The sequence below is a fragment of the Hydrogenophaga sp. 5NK40-0174 genome (assembly GCF_040372165.1).
Lineage (GTDB): Bacteria > Pseudomonadota > Gammaproteobacteria > Burkholderiales > Burkholderiaceae_C > Hydrogenophaga.
This window is the reverse complement of sequence record NZ_BAABWG010000002.1, coordinates 698,426-715,716: the sequence shown is the minus strand read 5'-3', so window position 1 is coordinate 715,716 and position 17,291 is coordinate 698,426. Positions and strand designations below refer to the sequence as shown.

Genomic DNA, 17,291 nt, shown 5'->3' with positions numbered 1-17,291 from the left:
TGCATTTCACGCCCGATTTTGGCATTTCAGGCCGAAAGGCGCCGCCATTCACTCCCTGTCAGCGGCATTTCACGACACCAGTGGGCGTTCCGTCGCAAGCCTGCTGCGCCGGGCGGCATGGCCCGGCAAAGTTCACCCATCGACAGACAAACAGCAAACAAACAAACCAACACACGGAGCCCACCATGCAAATGACCCCTTTGATCGCCGTCCACGCTGGCGCCGCCATTGCAGCCATTCTTGTGGGTCCCGTCGCCTTGATGGCCCGCCGTCAAGGCACCACCGGCCCCAGGCCCCGTCTTCACCGCATGGCCGGCTACCTTTGGGTGAGCCTCATGGTGGTCGCCGCCATCACGGCCCTGTTCATTCGCGATTTCCGTCTGCCCAACATCGCCGGATACACGCCTATCCATCTCCTCGTCCCGGTGGTGTTCGGCAGCCTCATCCTGGCTTTCTGGGCCCTGGCCAGAAAGCGCATCCGCACCCACCGCATCACCATGATCAGCCTCTATGTGAGCGCCTGCCTCATCACCGGGGCACTCACCCTCCTGCCCGGCCGCTACTTCGGCAACCTGGTCTTCGGCTGAGTTGCCCGCTCCGACACAAATCCAGATCCAGACTCAATTCACCCCCGAAAGGACAACATCATGAACGCCGCATTCAACCAATCCAACACCAACGCCACCCCCGACACCCGCGCCCTCACCGAAACCGAAGAGAAGGCCGCCCGTCGCGCTGCCAGCATGAAGCTGTCCTGGGCCATCCATCTGGCCGTGTTTGCCGTCGTCAATGCCGTGCTGTGGTTCAAGGGCAGTGACAGTGGCTGGCTCGGCCTGCCCACCGGTGGCTGGATCATCGGCCTGGCGGTACACACCCTGGTGGTGTGGATGCAGCCCACTGGCCTGGTGCTCCGCGAAAGCCTGATCGAGCGAGAGCGCGAAGCCATTCGCCGTCGCCGTGGCTGATGCCGGGAAAGCCAACGCCATGACCAACCGCCGCCAGTTCATTCTCCAGACCACCGCCACCGTTGCAGCCACCGCCATGACCATGCCATTCGCCACACCTTCGCTTGCCGGGCAGGACACATCCGCAGACGCATCACCCGTGCGCATCGGCCTGACCGAGTGGATGGCCGGCACCACCCCGGTCACGCTCGTCTACCCCACCCAGGCAGCGGAGCAGCCCCTGCAGCGCGGAGACTTCCGCATCCAGGTAGCCGTGGATGCCGCGCCACTGCCCGGCCGCCATCCGCTCATCGTCATCTCCCATGGCAGCGGTGGAAGTGCCGTCGCCGACCATGACCTCGCTGCCGCGTTTGTCCGGGCAGGTTTTGTGGTGGCGCAGCCGCTTCACGAGGGAGACAACTACCGGGATCGCCGCCTCACAGGCCCCGAATCCTTCAAGCGCCGCCCCCTGGAAGTCAGGGAACTGATCGATGCGCTGGCCGAACACCCGGACTGGTCGCAGAGGCTGGACCTCCGCTCGGTGGGTGTGCATGGCATGTCGGCCGGCGGCGTCACCGCCCTCTCGCTGGCAGGAGGCCAGTGGAGCCTGCAGACCATGGTGCGCCATTGCAACCGCCATCGCGAAGCGGACGAAGGCTTTTGCTTCCAGGGCGCGCCCAGCGGGCCCGCGCGCAAAGAACGCGAAGCACGCTTCAACCAGGCGCGCTGGGTGCCTGGCTTCATGTTGCCTGGCCATGTCAAGGCCCTGCACGGTGGACGCAGTGTGCAAGCCCAGCAGGACCCACGGCCCGATCCGCGCGTGGCCGCCATCTCGCTGGCCGTGCCCGTGGCCGCGATCTTCACCCCTGAGAGCCTGGCGCGCATCCGCATTCCTGTGTTCGTGGTCACCGCACAAGACGACACAGTGCTGGTGCCCCGCTTTCACGCCCAGCATGTGGTGGCCCACTGCCGCACCGCAGAGATGATGGCACCGCTGCCCAATGCCGGCCATTTCGACATCCTCTCTCCATGGCCCGCGTCTGTGGCCAGGGAAGTGGCGGCCAGCCAGGTGCGCGGCGGCGAGCCCAACCCCAAGTTCGACCCGACAGACCGGTCCGCCGCTCATGCCAGAATCGTGGCATTCCATGTGCAGCATCTCGCTGCCAATGCAAACAAGGTTTCATGAGCGACAAGCCCCTGCGACTCCGGGTGGCCAACACCCTGTTCTTCTGGCTGCCCCCCGAGAGCCGGCCCGGCCTGCTGAGGCGACTGGCCGTGATCCTCTTGCTGGCGCCGCTGATCGGCACCTTTCAGTGGGGCACCGGCAACAAGGGGGCGGCCCTGGGCGTGTCCATGGTTTACAGCTATGCGATCTCGATGTGCATCTGGACGCTGTCAGACCCATTGCGCATTGCCCTGCGCGGGCCGCTGAACCTGCCAGCGCCCAGCTACTGGTCCAACATGACGGCGACCTGGATCTACATGGGTGGTGCCATCCTCGTGGGCTATGCCCTGGGCACACTGGTCGGCGACCAGTACAGCGGCCACGACACCTTCGCCCTGCTCACCGATTCGCCCTGGCGCTTCATGGGTTTTCTGGGAGGCTCCATCGCCATCAGCGTGGCCATCCTCAGTTCGTTCTATGTGCGCGAGCGCAGTCTCTCCCTGCAGCGCCAGGCCTCCGAAGCCCGACTCAAGCTGCTGGAGACACAGCTGGAGCCGCACATGTTGTTCAACACCTTGTCGAACCTGCGTGCACTCATTGCGGTGGACCCGCCCCGGGCGATCGACATGGTGGACCGGCTCAATGCCTATCTGCGAGCCACACTGGCCGCATCGCGCGTGGATACCAGCCAGGGGCAGACGCAACACACCCTGAGCCTGGAGTTTCAGCGCCTGGACGACTACCTTGCCATCATGGCGGTGCGCATGGGCCCGCGCCTGCGCCACACGCTGACGCTGCCCGACGCCCTGCGCGACTGCCCGGTGCCGCCCCTGCTGCTGCAGCCGCTGGTGGAAAACGCCATCCGCCATGGCCTGGAGCCGGCCGTGCAGGGAGGCGAGCTTCGCGTGTCCGCCGAGCCGGAGGCGAAGGGCCGCATGGTGCTGACCGTGAGCGACACCGGTACCGGCTGTTCGCTCAACCCGTTCGATGCCCCACCGCCCGAAGACGGAGGCAGCCACTTCGGTCTGGCACAAGTGCGTGAAAGGCTGGAGACGGCCTACCCCGGCGAGGCCAGCATCGAATGGGACAGTGCCCCCGACCAGGGCACGAGCATCCGCATTTCCCTGCCCTGCCACACCTACACATCCGCATGACGTCTGCATCACCCACCGTCAACGCCCCCACCGCCCTCATCGCCGAAGACGAGCCCCTGCTCGCCGCCGCCTTGCAGGCCGAACTGGCCAAAGCATGGCCCGAGCTGCAGATCGCCCGGCAAGTGGGCGATGGCCTCTCCGCCGTGAGTGCAGCGCTGGAGCTGCAGCCCGATGTGGTGTTTTTCGACATCCGCATGCCAGGCCAGACCGGGCTGGACGCCGCAGCCGAGATGGCCGATGAATGGCCACAAGAGGAGGATGCGCCGCCACTGCCCGCCATCGTGTTCGTCACCGCCTACGACGAATACGCCATGGCAGCGTTTGAAGCCCAGGCCACCGACTATTTGCTCAAGCCCGTGCAGGCCGACCGCCTGGCCCAGACCGTCAAACGCCTGCAGGAGCGGCTGTCTGCCCGGCAGCAAGCGGCCCAGTCCCCGGCACTGGACGAGGCCGCGCTCGGCCAGTTGCGCGCCTTGCTGGGGCAAGGCATCGGCCAGAGCGCCTCGCCTGCCGCCGCGCCCCCTGCCCGGCTGCAAGTCATCCAGGCCAGCCATGGGCAGCAGATTCACATGGTGCCTGTGGACGAGGTGCTGGTCTTCGAAGCGGCAGACAAATATGTGCGCGTGCTCACCGAAGAGAAAGAGTGGCTGATCCGCACACCACTCAAGGAACTCCTGCCCCAGCTCGACCCCGACACCTTCTGGCAGATCCACCGCGGCACTGTCGTGCGCTGCACCGCCATCGAGACAGTGGAGCGCGACGAAGCCGGAAAGCTCAGGCTGCGCCTGCGCCAAAGAAAAGAGGCGTGGCCGGTTTCCCGGTTGCACGCCTCACGCTTCAAAGCGATGTGAGCGGGGTTCGCCTCAAAGCGGACTCAATCGTCAACCCTGCCTGTCTCAGCGGCGGTGGCCTCGGTGGCCACGGTCGTCGTCCCAGCGATCGTGGTCATGTCCACGCCCGTCCGACCAGTCACGATGGCCGCGATGGTGGCGGTGTCCATGATGACGGTGGCCATGGTGGCGGTGCGCACGCTGAGGCCGGTGAACGCGATAGTACGGCGCTGGCTCGTAGACCACGCGTGGCGGCTGGTACACCACCTGAGGCGCGGGATACACCACGGCCGGTGCGGGGTAGACCACAGGCGGCGCCGGATACACCACGGCAGGTGGCATGTTGCTGGCACCGATGGCCACGCCGGGGCCGGTGACGCCGATGGAGAAGTAAAGGTCCTTGCCGTGGTGCTCGCCACCGCGGGCATGGGCTTCGGTGCCGGCGGCCGAAGCGCCCCATGCACCCACCACGACCACCGTCGCGGCCAGCACGCGGGTCCAGATCGAGGCCTTGCGGCCGGCTTGGGAAGTTTGGGTCATCTTGTTCATCAGATTGGCTCCTGGTTGTGAGGCCACTCCTCGTGGGTGGTTTGGCGGCCCGGTGATTGAATTACACCCAGAAGCCCTGAAATGAGTTTCGTATGCACGGTCAAACTCGTATCACCATGTAACATGGGCCGCAAGTTCAGCCCAAACGCTCACAGATCACACATCCTGCTGACATGACCTCCGCAGAAAACCACACCCCACTTGAACCGCAAGCCAGGCAAGTGCTGCTGTACTGGTTCGGCGACACGCTCGAGGCCGACTACCCGCCCGATGATCAGACCCACCACTGGTTTGAAGGTGGCGATGCCGTGGACGCCCATATTCGCGAGCGATTCGGCGATCTGGTGGCGCAGGCCGTGGACGGCGGCCTGCAACACTGGGAAAACGACTTGCGCCACCGCATGGCACTCATCATCTTGCTCGACCAGTTCACCCGCAATGTGTACCGCGGAGAAGGGCAGGCATTTGCCGGTGACGAGCGCGCACGGCGCCTGTCACTGCGCACCATCGACAGCGGCGAGCACGAGCAGCTGCCCCGTGTGGGGCGGGTGTTTCTCTACCTGCCGCTCATGCACGCAGAAGACGCCGCACTGCAGGCGCAGTGCGTGGCGCTGTTTGAGGCGCTGGTGGCCGGTGCGCCCGAGCCGCTGGCGACCACGCTGAGCAAAAATGTGCACTTTGCGCGCCTGCATGAGGACATCATTCGCCGCTTTGGCCGTTTCCCGTATCGCAATGCGGCCCTCGGACGTGAAAACACCGCCGAGGAGGCGGTGTTCATCAAGGACGGCCCGCGCTTCGGGCAGTGACATTTCAGCTGCGCTGGCCCACTCAGGCTTAAAGCGTCACCACACCCGTGCGCAGCGCCCACAGGGCCACAGGCACCAGCAGCACCGCCAGGCCGGTCACGAAGCCACCCGTGGCGCGATGCCCGCGCCTGAACAGGCTGAAGGCCAGCAGGAATGCGCCCACCGCATAAGCACCGGCCAGGCCACCCAGGCCATAGTGCCCAAAGCCTTCCCAGCCCGCCAGCATGAACAGGGCCAGTGCGCCCACCAGCAGAATCACACCCAGAATCAGCGCCAGCATGGAGCCGGTGCCACCGCTGGAGGCCAGAGGCGCATCCAGATCATCGGCACCCTGGCTGCCATGGCGCGCCCAGGCCACTTCGGGCATCTCGCCTTGCAGGCGCCGCACCGGCGGCATGGGGGTGCGGCCAGACGTTGCCGACTGCTGTTGTGGCGCCTGCATCATGGGTGCCTGTGGCGCGGCTGGCTCGGCGGCGCCTCTGCCGGTGCCTTCTTCGATCCGGTTGGGGCTGCCCGGAGCGGCCCACTGCGCCCAGAGCGAATACGCCTCGGCGGGCACGATGGCACCACGCACCACTGCGTTCTCGATGTCGCGCCAGGTGACCTGCACCTTGATGTCGGGCTGGAACACGTCCTCGGCCAGCGTTGGCTGCCATTCCGAGTCGCCTTCCATCGCCACCGTGTCAGCGTTGAGCTCTTCGCCGTTGGTCATGGTTGTCAATCTGTCAGTTGTTCTGTGCTTTGTGTCCTGCGACAACAAGAAAGCCTTCTCAGGCCCGGTCGGGACAGCTGATCGGCCAGACGTCGCCTGTGCCCCTGGCCGCTATCCGAACTGTAGTCTTTTGTCGCACAAAAATGCAATGGTGAGACCTTACCCGAAAGCCGCTCCCCGTGAAACCCTCAGTTACACGGGCGCCCGCCAACTGGCGCTGCACGCCCCCCAGGCGGCAGGTGTGCTGCGACGCAGCAACACCACACAACACCTCGGCAAGCTTGGCCGGATGCGGGCCTGCAGGCAAATGCGCTGCAACAAATCTAGAATGCTGGGATGAACTCGCCCAACGCCAAAAAAACAACATCCGGCAACGCTTCGCCTGCCGGGGTCCATGCCGCCGAAGCCGCTGATGCCAAGGCCAGCAACTTCCTGCGCCAGATCATAGAAAAAGACCTGGCCCAGGGCACCTATGCCACCCGCAAATGGGGCGGCAGCCCGGGCGACGGCGCCCACCACGAGGCCGGCCAGCCCGACCCCGCCAAGGTGCGCATGCGCTTCCCGCCCGAGCCCAACGGCTACCTGCACGTGGGCCACGCCAAAAGCATTTGCCTGAACTTCGGCCTGGCGCGCGACTACGGTGGCGTGTGCCACATGCGCTTTGACGACACCAACCCCGAGAAAGAAGAGAAGGAATACGTCGATTCCATCCTCGACTCGGTGAAGTGGCTGGGCTTTTCGTGGGAATCGAACTTCAACGGCCCCAACGGCCCCGTGACCGAAGAGCACCTGTACTACGCGTCGAACTATTTTGATTTCATGTACCGCGCGGCCGAGGCGCTCATCGAGCATGGCCATGCGTATGTGGACGAGCAAACCGCCGAAGAAATCCGCGCCAACCGCGGCGACTTTGGCAAGCCCGGCGTGGACAGCCCTTTCCGCTCCCGCAGCCCCGAAGAAAACCTGGCGCGTTTTCGGGCCATGCGGGCAGGCGAACTGGCCGACGGCGCTGCAGTGCTGCGCGCCAAGATCGACATGGCCAGCCCCAACATCAACATGCGGGACCCGGCCATCTACCGCATCCGCCGTGCCACCCACCACAACACCGGCGACGCCTGGTGCATCTACCCGATGTACACCTTTGCGCACCCGATTGAAGACGCGCTGGAGCAGATCACCCACTCCATCTGCACGCTGGAGTTTGAAGACCAGCGCCCGTTTTACGACTGGCTGATGGAGCGCCTGATTGAAGCCGGCCTGCTCAAAGCCCCGCCGCCACGCCAGCACGAATTCGCACGCCTGAACCTCACGTATGTGATCACCAGCAAGCGCAAACTCATGCAACTGGTGAACGAAAAGCGCGTGTCCGGCTGGGACGACCCGCGCATGCCCACCATCGTCGGCCTGCGCCGCCGCGGCTACACGCCCGAAGCCATCCAGCTCTTTGCCGACCGCATTGGCGTGACCAAGAGCGACTCCTGGATCGACTACAGCACGCTTGAAGGCTGCCTGCGCGAAGACCTGGAAAACAAAGCCCACCGTGGCATGGCCGTGCTGGACCCGGTGAAGCTCGTGCTGACCAACTGGGGCGAAGTGTTTGGCTCAGACGACTACACCGAAGACTGCGAAGCCCCCGCCCTGCCCCCGGCCGTGCTGAAGAACCTGCCCGAAGGCACACCCGCCCCGGCCAAGCGCGTGTTCAAAATCGGCAAAGAAGTCTGGATCGAGCGCGAAGACTTTGAAGAAGTGCCACCCAAAGGCTACAAGCGCCTGTTCCCAGGCAACGTGGTGCGCCTCAAAGGCGGCTACGTCATCGAGTGCACTGGCGTGGGCGCCAAAGACGCTGCCACAGGCAAGGTGACGGAAGTCCACGCCAAGGTCATTCCCGACACCAAGAGCGGCACCCCCGGCGCCGACAGCGTCAAAGCCAAAGCTGCCATCACCTGGGTGGGCGCAGCCGACGGCGTGCCAGCCGAAATCCGCTTGTACGACCGCCTGTTTGCCGACCCGCAGCCCGATGCCGGCGGCAAGAATTTTCTGGAAGCGCTGAACGCTGATAGCCTGCAAGTGGTGCAAGGGTTTGTAGAGCCATCACTCGCCAACGCCCAGCCGGACGACAGGTTCCAGTTTGAGCGCTTTGGTTACTTTGTGGCGGACCGGGTGGACCATGATCCTGAAAAAGGGAAAGTGGTGTTCAACCGGGTGACGGGGTTGAAGGATTCTTGGGGGAAATGAGTCGCCGTGTTTTACCTTGACCTTTTCGCCGCACTGGACCGCCATCAAGTGCAATACGCCTTGATCGGCGGTTTGGCCGTTGCGTTGCATGGGGTCGAGCGCAACGCCACCCTGCATGGCCCGACAGAACCACAACGACAATGAGGAAGCGAAAAGTGAACGAGGCTGAAGCAGGCCACCGACTATCCACCCGCGACCAGCGGACGTATTACGTCAGCGATGAGCGGCTGGCAGCCTTCGGCCAGCTGAGCTATTTGCAAAGGCTTCAGTGGGTAGAACAATGCTCGCAGTTCGTTCGCATGGCGCAGGCGGCGAAAAAGGATGTGGTTGACGCGAGCCTCAAGCTCTGAGCCCGATCATCGGGGTTGAAGGACAGTTGGGGGAAGTAACGACAATGGTTCCGACCGGCCGCTGACCCACAAAGCAGAGGCCAATGACAGGATGAAGCCGCAAGCGTCTCTGGCTCTTGCGGCTTCGCTGTCTCTGCCCGCTCGTCCCGGGCTTCCCTCCTCAAGCAGTTGCCCGGCATAAGCCTCTGGATGTGCGAGCCCTCACGGAACATATATGGGGGATCACTGCAGGGGCCGTCTTCGCACATTGAGCCATCTAGCAATAAACTCAAGCGAGCATGACCAAACTGGCCACAGGTGCCTCGGGACTCGCATCTCGCGGGCTTTACCTGTGCCGCCAACTACCCAGGCGAGGAAACCCACAAATGCGAAGAATCATTCTTCCCGTTTTCATGACGGCGGCCATGGCTGCCTGTGCCCAGACAACCCACACAGCCAGCGAGCGGCACGCCATGCTCGATGAGATCTACGACGCCAAGATCATCTACGACCGTACACAGCGCAACGAGATCAATGGCATTGTCTTGAAGTACCTGCCCATCGGGACCAGTAAAGAAACAGCCCTGGCGTTTCTCGGTGGTTTGGGTGAAGGTGAGGCCAACGAATCGGGCAACACCATCACCTACGCAACGCACAAGGGCGAAGGCTACAAAGCCAACCGCCGCGATATCCGCGTTGAAATCAAGCTCGACAGCAGCGGCAACATCGAGTCGCTAACGTCCTTCATCGACAAGTCGAACAACCTCTGACTTGCCACCTGCGGAACGCGAAAGCGCCATGTCAACCGACGACTCCGACTCACCCCATCCCCTGCCGCCCAAGCCAGATGGGCCAGGCGAGAACCAGCCGCCAGCGGAAAGAGAGGAAGACTTTGAGAAAGTCAAAGACTGCAGCTGGCTCAACTTCAGGGTGCGCTACGACAAGGTCGTCTGGGCGATCGTGGTTACCAACACCTTGCTCGCCATCCTGCTTGGCGATGGGATATCCATCTTTTGGTCTGCCTTCCCACTCGTCGTGCAAGCGATCGTCTCGAATGCCTACAAGGCGCTGGCACGAGGGGAGTCTGCCTTCCTCTTCTACAGCGGCCAAACAACGCCAGAGAGCAACGCCGACTGGCTCATGATTCACATGGTCATCGAAGCCGCAGTGCTACCCATGTTCCTTGCTGCGACTTGGTTGTCTGGGTCGTCTTTAAGGTGAGCTTGCGGGCTGGTTGAAAAGGGCTTGACGCAAATCGCAAGAGCTGGCCCCTAGGCCTCCGCGAGGTCCACCTAGAGACGTCCATGTTCATTGCCATCTAGCAAGTAGCCCTCGAAAGCCACCAATAGGCTATCGGCAATTTGATCGCTAAAACGCACTACCCCTGAAGCCAAAAAGGCCACTTGCCCTTTTCCTTCATTTGTGATCACCTCATACGTAGAGTTTTCGATGGAAAAATCTAAGCCGCGAAGCACTGTCAAATGCTCAAGGACAATGCCTTCTCTCGACGCGACTTCAACCCTTGCGACATAGTTCCGCCGACGATCCGCGCCAGCCCCTTTAAGTGCAATCAGTCGAGTAGACTTAGGTCCAGAGAGAATTATCTGATGACAATCAAATGGGAACGTCATCAACTCCACTGAAAATCCTTCGCCACAAGCACGCTCCAATCTATCGAGAAGCGATTTTATCGAACGCGGCGGATCATCTATCCTAATAATCAAAAGCCCATTTGAGGAAATGAACTCAAACTCAAAAGACTCAATCGAGTCAATCAGTCTATTAGCAGGATCACCACGCTCATCAACAAAACCAACTACGAGCTTCACCCTTCTATAATACCGAAATCTAATACGACCTCCACTACCCGCCACAAAACCGAATCCAAAATCCACATCGCCCAAAAAGGGATTTGAATTCAATCTATCCAACAGCAACTGGAGATCGATTGGAAGGCTAATACGAAACCATTTATACCGTTTCATTCGAGGCCTCTACAGCATCTTCGTTCGCCAATAAAATCAGTAGTTCTCGTGCCTTCTGCTCAATAACTTTCGCAATAACATCTGCCTCACTTGCACTAGGAGATCGCCGAGTCTTCGACAGGCGATTACCTTCCCCAAGATCGTAAACTCCCCGCAAAATATAGGAAAAACCTGTGCAATCTCTTGGGTTGGAAAACGCTGCTTCGATATCAAAGCCGGCCCCCTTCGCCAACACAGATTGGGCAATCCACCCCACCTTGACAATGTAATACTCCTTGTCCCTGGTAAGGTTATTCAGCAGATCGGACTGAGAAACACCGACGCCCTTCAGCATGACTCGCTCAACATGAGGGTCTATCTCCTCCTGAGTGGTCCCATCCTCATCTTCGTCCGGAAGAGGCTTATAAACATACACATCGGTCACATCTCTTCTATAGAAGCCAGGAAGATCTGACATCAGATCATAAAAAAACTTACTCCGTACTGAGGCCAAAGGATACTCATATAGAGATATTTCCTTTCGAATCAGCCCACCCCCAACCTCGACCAGAATTTCTTGAACTAACTTATCCCGCACAATTTCAAGATAATCTGATTTTGGGCTTCTAATCACATAGCGATCGCTCTCTGGAATAAGTTCTACGACACCGGTCCGATGTTGTAGCTGACTGAATTCTGACCTCTTGTAATCCACGATCGAATATGAAACTGAGACATAGAACTTACAGCCATCTTGGTTCACCCTAACAGTGTCACCCTCCGACTCGAGCTTAGACTTGACGGTGTCAATTGCTCGCTGCGTCGCATCCATTGGAACCAGTTTTCCCAGCAGATCCACAGCTGTGACGCGTTCACGACGAGGATTTATCCCGAGTCGATTGGATAAATCTTGATGATCCAGGTAATCATGCGGCAACCTACTAAAGAACCTGGCGAGCTCTTCACGCTTTGTGAGCTTTGAGCAAACGATATTTCTTCGTCGAAACATAGTTTGAATGGTTTCCGCATCGACCTTAGACTGATTTAAGGCATCATAGATATTCTTATCCGTAGCGTAATAGATCGATGATCCTTTAATCATTCCCAGCTCTCCAGCCAATTATTGGCGCTGAATATGTTGACGCTACAGCGGTCACAGGCGACAACTGTATTGCATTCATCACTTCCATCCTAGACTCGTCAAACCCCCATGCACGTGCGTACTGCTCCTTCGCCGCGTCAAAATGGCTAAGATACTCTTCGCTTGGAGCTTTAGAAACCATTCTGATTCGGATAAATTTATCGGGCTCTAACATTTGATACCGAGACAAACTATCCAAGAAGTACTGAAATTCAGCGACTGATGATCCACTTCTATTATAGTAAATAACATATCCCGAAGAAAGCTTATTATTTCCTTCGTAATTAATTATAAAGTAAGGTGCAGTCAACGCCTCTATCGTAGCTGACTGTGAATACACATCACCTTTTCTATGCCACATCACCAAATCAGGATAGTAAAATGAATACTTCTCAGGCAACAATTTCTCGTACTTCAGCCGAATTATGTCGTTTGCAATTGTATACAATCGAGAAATATCATGAGGTCCAATCAGATGGATATACACGCCTGGTGCAATAGGTATTGTGCCTAGCTTAGTCTTTCTAACGGTCTCATCGAAATCGTCCATGTACAGGCCATCGTGATTATGGACAAAGAGTAGCCCTCGTAAATCAAAGGCTTCGCCTTCTGGAACGGAATACTTGGTTCGCCAGACTTCCGACGAGCGACCACACTCGACAGTCATTGCCAACGACTCGATTGCCGATCGCAACTTCACCGACGAGACAGAGTCTTTTGCATAGCTCTTCAAGTCTGTATGCAAATAGACCCTCCTACCAATATACGGATCCTGATAATGGAAAACAACATCCCCTGGATGAGTTTTCTTCTGCTGTATTTTTTTCCCTGAGGCATCAGCCTTCTTGGACTTAACGGTATGGTTGGGATTAACGCATGGAAAGTTATCATCCCTTTTTGGGTGCACGACCCATCCGAAGTGTTTAAATATATCCTCGGAAAGCCTATTCGATATTTCTCCGATATTTACAGTTTCTGCCATAGAACGGTTTACTTCACTTCAAACTAGTGCACAAATAGGAAAATTCGGAGCAAGGTCTTCCCTTTTGCCCCACCCAGACTGTGGACTTAGGGGTCGGGTCTTGCCTTTTGCCCCACCCAGACTGGATAGCGCCAATGGCGCCGGGTCTGTCTTTTTGCGTTTCGTGCCTCACTCACGCCTTTCGCCTCACATACAACTGCACGTGCTGGCCGTTGTCTCCCACAGGCACTTCTTTCATTTCCAGGTAGTTCTGCTTGCGCATCAGATCGCCCAGCTTGCTGACTGCATAGTTGCGCGGGTCAAAAGACGGATGGGTTCTGTTGAGCTGACTGCCCAGAGATGACAGGGTGGCCCAGCCGTCGTCTCGGGCCACCACTTCCAGCGCCTGCACGACCATGGGTTTGAGCTTGGGGATGTCAGCCACGGCTGCTGCGGGCTTGGCGTCCTCAGGCTGAGCTGGCTTTTCTTTTTCAGCCGCTGGAGCGGCGGCCACGTCGGCTTGGTCGTTTTCCTTTGCGGGGATCGCAGCTGCCGCTGTCGCCCCGACCTTCTTGGCCTTGGGTTTCGGTTGCGGCAACTCTTCCTCCTCAGCCACGGCTTGTGGCTTCAGAATTTCCGTGTAGATGAACTTGTCGCACGCTGCCACAAACTGGTCGGGGGTCTTGCGTTCTCCAAACCCATACACCACCAAGCCATCTTCCCGGATGCGAGTGGCCAGACGTGTGAAGTCACTGTCGGACGACACGAGACAAAACCCATCCACTGCCCCTGCGTGCAGCACGTCCATGGCGTCGATGATGAGCGCGGAGTCCGTGGCGTTCTTTCCGGTGGTGTACCGAAACTGCTGCACCGGCTGGATGGCATGCGCGTGCAGCACACTTTTCCATTTGGCGAGGTTGGGCGTCGTCCAGTCACCGTAGGCACGCTTGATGGTGGCTGACCCATAGCGCGAAACCTCCGACATAAGCTCGCTCACGAGTGATGCCTGCGCATTGTCCGCATCGATCATCACAGCCAGCCGTGTGTTGTCTTGTTTGGCTCCCATGCTGGCTCAGTCTGCGAATGTCAGCGAAACCGACCTGTCGCCCTCGGTGGGTGGCACGCAGACAGGTTTGGTGTTTTTGCCAGCTTTGCGCGCTTGATAGCACTCGTAAGTCCATAACCGACCGTTCTGCGGGTGGACCAGCTCGAACGGTGATGTGCCAATGCGCGTATTCAGTGAATACTCATTTGGACCGGCATATATCTCAGCTTCAGGCTCGTCGGTTGAAATGGTGAGCTTCGATGGCCCCACCGCTTCGAAGCCAGCTGCCTGCATGTTTTGCGCGCAGACGTCATGCATGTGCAGTGCCATTGGTGCACCCACGAAGCCGATTCCGGAGGCGGTGCAGTAGCGCGTCTCTCCCGTCGCCTTGTTCACATATGACGTGTTCTTGCTCGCGCACCCCGCCAGTGCAAGCATCGCCCCCAACATCAGCGAAACGCGAATGGTTTTGTTCATAGCTCCTGGTCTCCTCGGCCGGGCGAAGGGCGAATCGAACTCGCCCAATAACAATTGGAAACAAGCCTACCCCGCTTTGGGGATGGTGCGAAGTGCGGGCCTGTCAGGACCTACACAAAAGGGAGGAAGGTACTCAAGGGTTCCAGCGGCAGGCATTCCGCGAAGCGTCTCACTGCGAAATCGGGCAATGGCTCACAGGCGCTTCATGCACCTCGATGCGCTGCACGGACGATGCACTCACGGACACACGCGCCAAAGGCTGTTGACTGTTCGCGTTGCTCGGTGTCGAAGCCATGGCTGAGTTGCCAACGGGAGGCAACACGTCGAGCAACCATTTGGAACCGACGGTAGAGAGCACATGGACATGGATAGGTTGCCATGGCTTGCCTTCCTCGCACGCGTAGGTGCCTGAGGCATCAGGATTCAGATTGACTGCAGAAGCGACCAGCTGGCAGGTGGAGGCATCGACGAGAAGCAAGGATGGTTTGGCATCGCTGATACCGGCGAGGTTTGCGATCTTTCGCGGGAGGTAATTCTTATGTCCCGCAAGGTCGGGCAAGAAGTACAGCAGTGCGGGCAACATGAAGGAAAGCGCAACGCCCCAGACAAGCGCAGGGATTCGGGAGACTGCCCAAGCATTCGCCACAAACAGTACCAGTGGAACCACCGCCATTGCAGTGACCTGCAACCACGACCCTGCTCCTGGCGGAGACAAGAACAGGTCGAAGAAAACGCTCACTGCTATCGTCGAGAAGCCAGCCGTTATCAAGCAGTTGCTTAAAGTGCTCCAACGCGAACGGCGGTTGTGCGGTTGCTTCATCAGACTCACGCAGGCAAGAAGCAATGCCGCGAACAACGGCAATCCAACCTTCCACCAAAAGCTCGCATGAGGACTGCATCGGGCTGTTTGCACCGCAGCCATCGCACAGATAGAGAACCCAACGCCACCGACTTGAAGCCCTAGCAGGTGCCAGTCGAAAGCCCGCACAGATTGAGGGCAATCTTCAGCCGTTTCCACCGATGCAAACGGCGACAGACTCCGTTGGTACAAGACATACGGCCCGACCAGGGCCAAGCCGACCCAGGCTACATAGACAACCACCATGGCAAAGGCAATGCCTGCCAGCGTAGCCACCGCGCCAAACTCCGCCGGGACATACCCAATGCTCCAGAAGTACCAGTAGAGCAGCAGCAGGCCAAGGCTGGTGGCGCCCACGCCAATCGGTGCCAGTGGCAGCTCTTTCAGGCTGCGCAACGCGGTTTGCCCGGCACGGTAAAACGAGCCCAACATTCGTTCGGTGCCGAAACCGGAAGCAGAATCAGCGCCGGCGTTATCGTCGCTGGTCTTATCAGCGACGACCTTCTCGCCCTTGGCATTGTTTGTGGTCATTGCTTCCCTCCCATAGTCTCGACGGTCACGGGCTGTGGCGATGGTTGCAGCATGTGCAGCCTTCGCCACGCCAGCCAAGCTCACTCAGCCGGCTTTTCGGCTGCTTCGGGCGCTGGTTCTGATGCCGGCGCTGGCGTCTCGGTTGCCTGCGCAACGGCTTCTGCATATTTCAGCGGCGGCACTTCCAGGTCGCCACCGAAGCTGTACACGCTGTCGGTCACCGCTTCCTGCAGTTGCCGCGCCCACTGAACGCTGGATGCTGAAACACCTGGAGGCAGTGCCGTCTCTGAATCGCCCGTGCCGGGAGCGCCCATGGGTGCCAGGGGGCGAACCACGGCCACGACATGTGCAAAGGCTGCCGTGTTGGCATACTGGCTGGCCGTCGCGAAGAAGACGGATGGTGGAAGCACCCACCCTTCTTTTGCGATCGCAGCCTTGGTGGCGTCATCCAGGGCCGGCGAGGAAGCAAGGTCGTGCTCGGCAGTGACTTGGAGGCAACGGAAAGAGGTGGGCGCCGGCGTGGTGGGGTCGCCTTCAGAGAACATCTCGGATGGGCCAACGCACTTGGCGCCGGGGTAGCGCACCCCGGAAGACCGCCCCCGGCCTGAGACGTTGGCCCGAACCACCACCAAGGCGTTCAAAACCTTGTCCTCGCCTAGGTGCACCATGACTTTGGATTCAGCTGTCTGGCGGTAATCAAGGCCCGGCCCAACGAGTCGGTTTCCGCGGTCATCGATGGAGACGACGCGCCACCCTTCACCAGGCAACTGCACATCGACACGGCCCACCGACACCTCTTGATCGGCATGGGCAGCCGACAGGCCAAGGGCGAAAAGACACGCAGCGGCCAGAGCGATGGCTTTTGTTCTTGTTGTTGTGGTGGTGGTGGCGACAGATTTGGCGCGCCCGCGCGCAGCGCCAAGCTTGTGCTTGCTGTTCATTCAGATCCTCCCAAATGTGTTTTTGTGTATCTGCGCATTGTAGACAAGAGCGGGAACCACACCCTGCTTACGCACGGAGCTGAGGCGAGAAATGCTCAACGGCCCCAGGCGCGCTTGGAAGGCCAGGTGTTGTCGGCCTTGAGCTTGAACCGGCACTGGTCCAGATGGGAGAACTGACCGCTTTGCCGACCGCGGCACGCCCAGACCAGGTTGCCGTGCTGGTCGTAAAACTGATCCCAGGCCCAGTCGTAGTCATGCGGCGCGCCACCATAGTAGGCGCCTCCGCCACTGCCTTGATGCCGGGCAGCAGCGACGACGGTGGCGGCAGCGAGTACCCCAACAAAAGCAGCGGCAGCGCGCCGATCGGCCGTGGCCACGATCGACGAACAGGATTCGAACGGGATGCCCCTGCGCATGAGCTCCTCGCCGATCTCATCCTGGTAGTCGAAATCCGTCGCTTTCCGGGCCGCCAAGGACGCTCTGCACACTTCGTCATCGCGCAAGCTGTGCTTTTCTCGATTGAACTGTGCGCGGCTGACGGCACAGCCACTCAAGGCCATCGCGATCGACACCGCCAGCACACCCGTCGCGCGGATACTCCGACGCCTCCACTTGGTCTTCATTTTCCCGGCTCCCTTTGCGTTCAGC

Annotated in this window: 20 protein-coding genes; 10 read left to right on the top strand and 10 right to left on the bottom strand. The window is 59.7% G+C overall.

Annotated features, from left to right (window positions below; translation table 11 throughout):
* The first annotated feature begins 185 nt into the window (after positions 1-185).
* The 5 genes from ABWV89_RS09085 to ABWV89_RS09065 are packed head-to-tail and all read left to right on the top strand — an operon-like array spanning position 186 to position 4,114.
* Positions 186-587 carry a DUF2306 domain-containing protein gene (locus ABWV89_RS09085; RefSeq protein ID WP_353395945.1) on the top strand — a complete coding sequence of 134 codons (402 nt, stop codon included), beginning with the start codon at positions 186-188 and terminating at the stop codon, positions 585-587.
* A 60-nt stretch (positions 588-647) separates the two neighbouring features.
* Positions 648-965, top strand: coding sequence for a 2TM domain-containing protein (locus tag ABWV89_RS09080; RefSeq protein WP_353395944.1), 318 nt, complete (start codon positions 648-650; stop codon positions 963-965).
* Positions 966-984: 19 nt separating this feature from the next.
* A complete protein-coding gene (locus tag ABWV89_RS09075) occupies positions 985-2,130 on the top strand; it encodes an alpha/beta hydrolase family protein (protein WP_353395943.1) in 1,146 nt (381 codons plus the stop codon).
* Complete coding sequence (locus tag ABWV89_RS09070) at positions 2,127-3,263, top strand: sensor histidine kinase (protein WP_353395942.1); 1,137 nt, start codon at positions 2,127-2,129, stop codon at positions 3,261-3,263. Before ABWV89_RS09075 ends, ABWV89_RS09070 begins: the two co-directional genes overlap by 4 nt.
* A complete protein-coding gene (locus tag ABWV89_RS09065) occupies positions 3,260-4,114 on the top strand; it encodes a LytR/AlgR family response regulator transcription factor (RefSeq protein WP_353395941.1) in 855 nt (284 codons plus the stop codon). The genes ABWV89_RS09070 and ABWV89_RS09065 overlap by 4 nt, the downstream gene beginning before the upstream one ends.
* A gap of 45 nt (positions 4,115-4,159) precedes the next feature.
* On the opposite strand, the gene ABWV89_RS09060 is transcribed toward ABWV89_RS09065, so the two are convergent.
* Positions 4,160-4,642 (bottom strand): hypothetical protein, encoded by a 483-nt coding sequence (locus ABWV89_RS09060; protein WP_353395940.1) that lies wholly within the window; start codon positions 4,640-4,642, stop codon positions 4,160-4,162.
* Positions 4,643-4,815: 173 nt separating this feature from the next.
* On the opposite strand from ABWV89_RS09060, the gene ABWV89_RS09055 reads away from it, so the two are divergent.
* A complete protein-coding gene (locus tag ABWV89_RS09055) occupies positions 4,816-5,448 on the top strand; it encodes a DUF924 family protein (RefSeq protein ID WP_353395939.1) in 633 nt (210 codons plus the stop codon).
* Between the two features lie 28 nt (positions 5,449-5,476).
* Here ABWV89_RS09055 and ABWV89_RS09050 read toward each other — a convergent pair whose 3' ends face one another.
* Complete coding sequence (locus ABWV89_RS09050) at positions 5,477-6,160, bottom strand: hypothetical protein (RefSeq protein ID WP_353395938.1); 684 nt, start codon at positions 6,158-6,160, stop codon at positions 5,477-5,479.
* A gap of 336 nt (positions 6,161-6,496) precedes the next feature.
* Here ABWV89_RS09050 and ABWV89_RS09045 point away from each other — a divergent pair, with 336 nt between their 5' ends.
* The 4 genes from ABWV89_RS09045 (at position 6,497) to ABWV89_RS09030 (ending at position 9,945) form a co-directional block, all read left to right on the top strand.
* The gene (locus ABWV89_RS09045; protein ID WP_353395937.1) at positions 6,497-8,395 is read left to right on the top strand and encodes a glutamine--tRNA ligase/YqeY domain fusion protein; all 1,899 of its coding nucleotides are present in this window, start codon (positions 6,497-6,499) and stop codon (positions 8,393-8,395) included.
* Positions 8,396-8,550: 155 nt separating this feature from the next.
* Positions 8,551-8,745, top strand: a complete 195-nt coding sequence (locus ABWV89_RS09040; protein ID WP_353395936.1) for a hypothetical protein — start codon at positions 8,551-8,553, stop codon at positions 8,743-8,745.
* Between the two features lie 365 nt (positions 8,746-9,110).
* Positions 9,111-9,494, top strand: coding sequence for a hypothetical protein (locus ABWV89_RS09035; RefSeq protein WP_353395935.1), 384 nt, complete (start codon positions 9,111-9,113; stop codon positions 9,492-9,494).
* Between the two features lie 28 nt (positions 9,495-9,522).
* Positions 9,523-9,945: a hypothetical protein gene (locus tag ABWV89_RS09030; protein WP_353395934.1), complete on the top strand. Its 423-nt coding sequence runs from the start codon at positions 9,523-9,525 to the stop codon at positions 9,943-9,945.
* A gap of 71 nt (positions 9,946-10,016) precedes the next feature.
* On the opposite strand, the gene ABWV89_RS09025 is transcribed toward ABWV89_RS09030, so the two are convergent.
* The 8 genes from ABWV89_RS09025 to ABWV89_RS08990 all read right to left on the bottom strand — a co-directional run bounded on the left by ABWV89_RS09025 (position 10,017) and on the right by ABWV89_RS08990 (position 17,266).
* Positions 10,017-10,709, bottom strand: coding sequence for a hypothetical protein (locus ABWV89_RS09025; RefSeq protein WP_353395933.1), 693 nt, complete (start codon positions 10,707-10,709; stop codon positions 10,017-10,019).
* Positions 10,696-11,790, bottom strand: a complete 1,095-nt coding sequence (locus tag ABWV89_RS09020) for a hypothetical protein (RefSeq protein WP_353395932.1) — start codon at positions 11,788-11,790, stop codon at positions 10,696-10,698. The genes ABWV89_RS09025 and ABWV89_RS09020 overlap by 14 nt, the downstream gene beginning before the upstream one ends.
* Positions 11,783-12,811 (bottom strand): PD-(D/E)XK nuclease domain-containing protein, encoded by a 1,029-nt coding sequence (locus ABWV89_RS09015; RefSeq protein ID WP_353395931.1) that lies wholly within the window; start codon positions 12,809-12,811, stop codon positions 11,783-11,785. Before ABWV89_RS09015 ends, ABWV89_RS09020 begins: the two co-directional genes overlap by 8 nt.
* A 172-nt stretch (positions 12,812-12,983) precedes the next feature.
* Entirely contained in the window at positions 12,984-13,856 is an 873-nt protein-coding gene (locus tag ABWV89_RS09010) for an NYN domain-containing protein (protein ID WP_353395930.1), read from the bottom strand.
* A gap of 6 nt (positions 13,857-13,862) precedes the next feature.
* Positions 13,863-14,312 carry a hypothetical protein gene (locus ABWV89_RS09005; RefSeq protein ID WP_353395929.1) on the bottom strand — a complete coding sequence of 150 codons (450 nt, stop codon included), beginning with the start codon at positions 14,310-14,312 and terminating at the stop codon, positions 13,863-13,865.
* Positions 14,313-14,481: 169 nt separating this feature from the next.
* Positions 14,482-15,702, bottom strand: a complete 1,221-nt coding sequence (locus tag ABWV89_RS09000; RefSeq protein WP_353395928.1) for a hypothetical protein — start codon at positions 15,700-15,702, stop codon at positions 14,482-14,484.
* An 80-nt stretch (positions 15,703-15,782) separates the two neighbouring features.
* Entirely contained in the window at positions 15,783-16,643 is an 861-nt protein-coding gene (locus ABWV89_RS08995; protein WP_353395927.1) for a hypothetical protein, read from the bottom strand.
* A 95-nt stretch (positions 16,644-16,738) separates the two neighbouring features.
* Complete coding sequence (locus tag ABWV89_RS08990; RefSeq protein WP_353395925.1) at positions 16,739-17,266, bottom strand: hypothetical protein; 528 nt, start codon at positions 17,264-17,266, stop codon at positions 16,739-16,741.
* Between the last annotated feature and the right edge of the window lie 25 nt (positions 17,267-17,291).

Excerpts from the sequence above, each read along its gene's own strand:
- ABWV89_RS09025 (WP_353395933.1), bottom strand. The coding sequence starts at position 10,709 with ATGAAACGGTATAAATGGTTTCGTATTAGCCTTCCAATCGATCTCCAG.
- ABWV89_RS09020 (WP_353395932.1), bottom strand. The coding sequence starts at position 11,790 with ATGATTAAAGGATCATCGATCTATTACGCTACGGATAAGAATATCTAT.
- ABWV89_RS09055 (WP_353395939.1), top strand. The coding sequence starts at position 4,816 with ATGACCTCCGCAGAAAACCACACCCCACTTGAACCGCAAGCCAGGCAA.
- ABWV89_RS09045 (WP_353395937.1), top strand. The coding sequence starts at position 6,497 with ATGAACTCGCCCAACGCCAAAAAAACAACATCCGGCAACGCTTCGCCT.
- ABWV89_RS09050 (WP_353395938.1), bottom strand. The coding sequence starts at position 6,160 with ATGACCAACGGCGAAGAGCTCAACGCTGACACGGTGGCGATGGAAGGC.
- ABWV89_RS09035 (WP_353395935.1), top strand. The coding sequence starts at position 9,111 with ATGCGAAGAATCATTCTTCCCGTTTTCATGACGGCGGCCATGGCTGCC.
- ABWV89_RS09070 (WP_353395942.1), top strand. The coding sequence starts at position 2,127 with ATGAGCGACAAGCCCCTGCGACTCCGGGTGGCCAACACCCTGTTCTTC.
- ABWV89_RS09010 (WP_353395930.1), bottom strand. The coding sequence starts at position 13,856 with ATGGGAGCCAAACAAGACAACACACGGCTGGCTGTGATGATCGATGCG.
- ABWV89_RS09000 (WP_353395928.1), bottom strand. The coding sequence starts at position 15,702 with ATGACCACAAACAATGCCAAGGGCGAGAAGGTCGTCGCTGATAAGACC.
- ABWV89_RS09005 (WP_353395929.1), bottom strand. The coding sequence starts at position 14,312 with ATGAACAAAACCATTCGCGTTTCGCTGATGTTGGGGGCGATGCTTGCA.
- ABWV89_RS09065 (WP_353395941.1), top strand. The coding sequence starts at position 3,260 with ATGACGTCTGCATCACCCACCGTCAACGCCCCCACCGCCCTCATCGCC.
- ABWV89_RS09075 (WP_353395943.1), top strand. The coding sequence starts at position 985 with ATGACCAACCGCCGCCAGTTCATTCTCCAGACCACCGCCACCGTTGCA.
- ABWV89_RS09085 (WP_353395945.1), top strand. The coding sequence starts at position 186 with ATGCAAATGACCCCTTTGATCGCCGTCCACGCTGGCGCCGCCATTGCA.
- ABWV89_RS09030 (WP_353395934.1), top strand. The coding sequence starts at position 9,523 with ATGTCAACCGACGACTCCGACTCACCCCATCCCCTGCCGCCCAAGCCA.
- ABWV89_RS09060 (WP_353395940.1), bottom strand. The coding sequence starts at position 4,642 with ATGAACAAGATGACCCAAACTTCCCAAGCCGGCCGCAAGGCCTCGATC.
- ABWV89_RS09015 (WP_353395931.1), bottom strand. The coding sequence starts at position 12,811 with ATGGCAGAAACTGTAAATATCGGAGAAATATCGAATAGGCTTTCCGAG.
- ABWV89_RS09080 (WP_353395944.1), top strand. The coding sequence starts at position 648 with ATGAACGCCGCATTCAACCAATCCAACACCAACGCCACCCCCGACACC.
- ABWV89_RS08995 (WP_353395927.1), bottom strand. The coding sequence starts at position 16,643 with ATGAACAGCAAGCACAAGCTTGGCGCTGCGCGCGGGCGCGCCAAATCT.
- ABWV89_RS08990 (WP_353395925.1), bottom strand. The coding sequence starts at position 17,266 with ATGAAGACCAAGTGGAGGCGTCGGAGTATCCGCGCGACGGGTGTGCTG.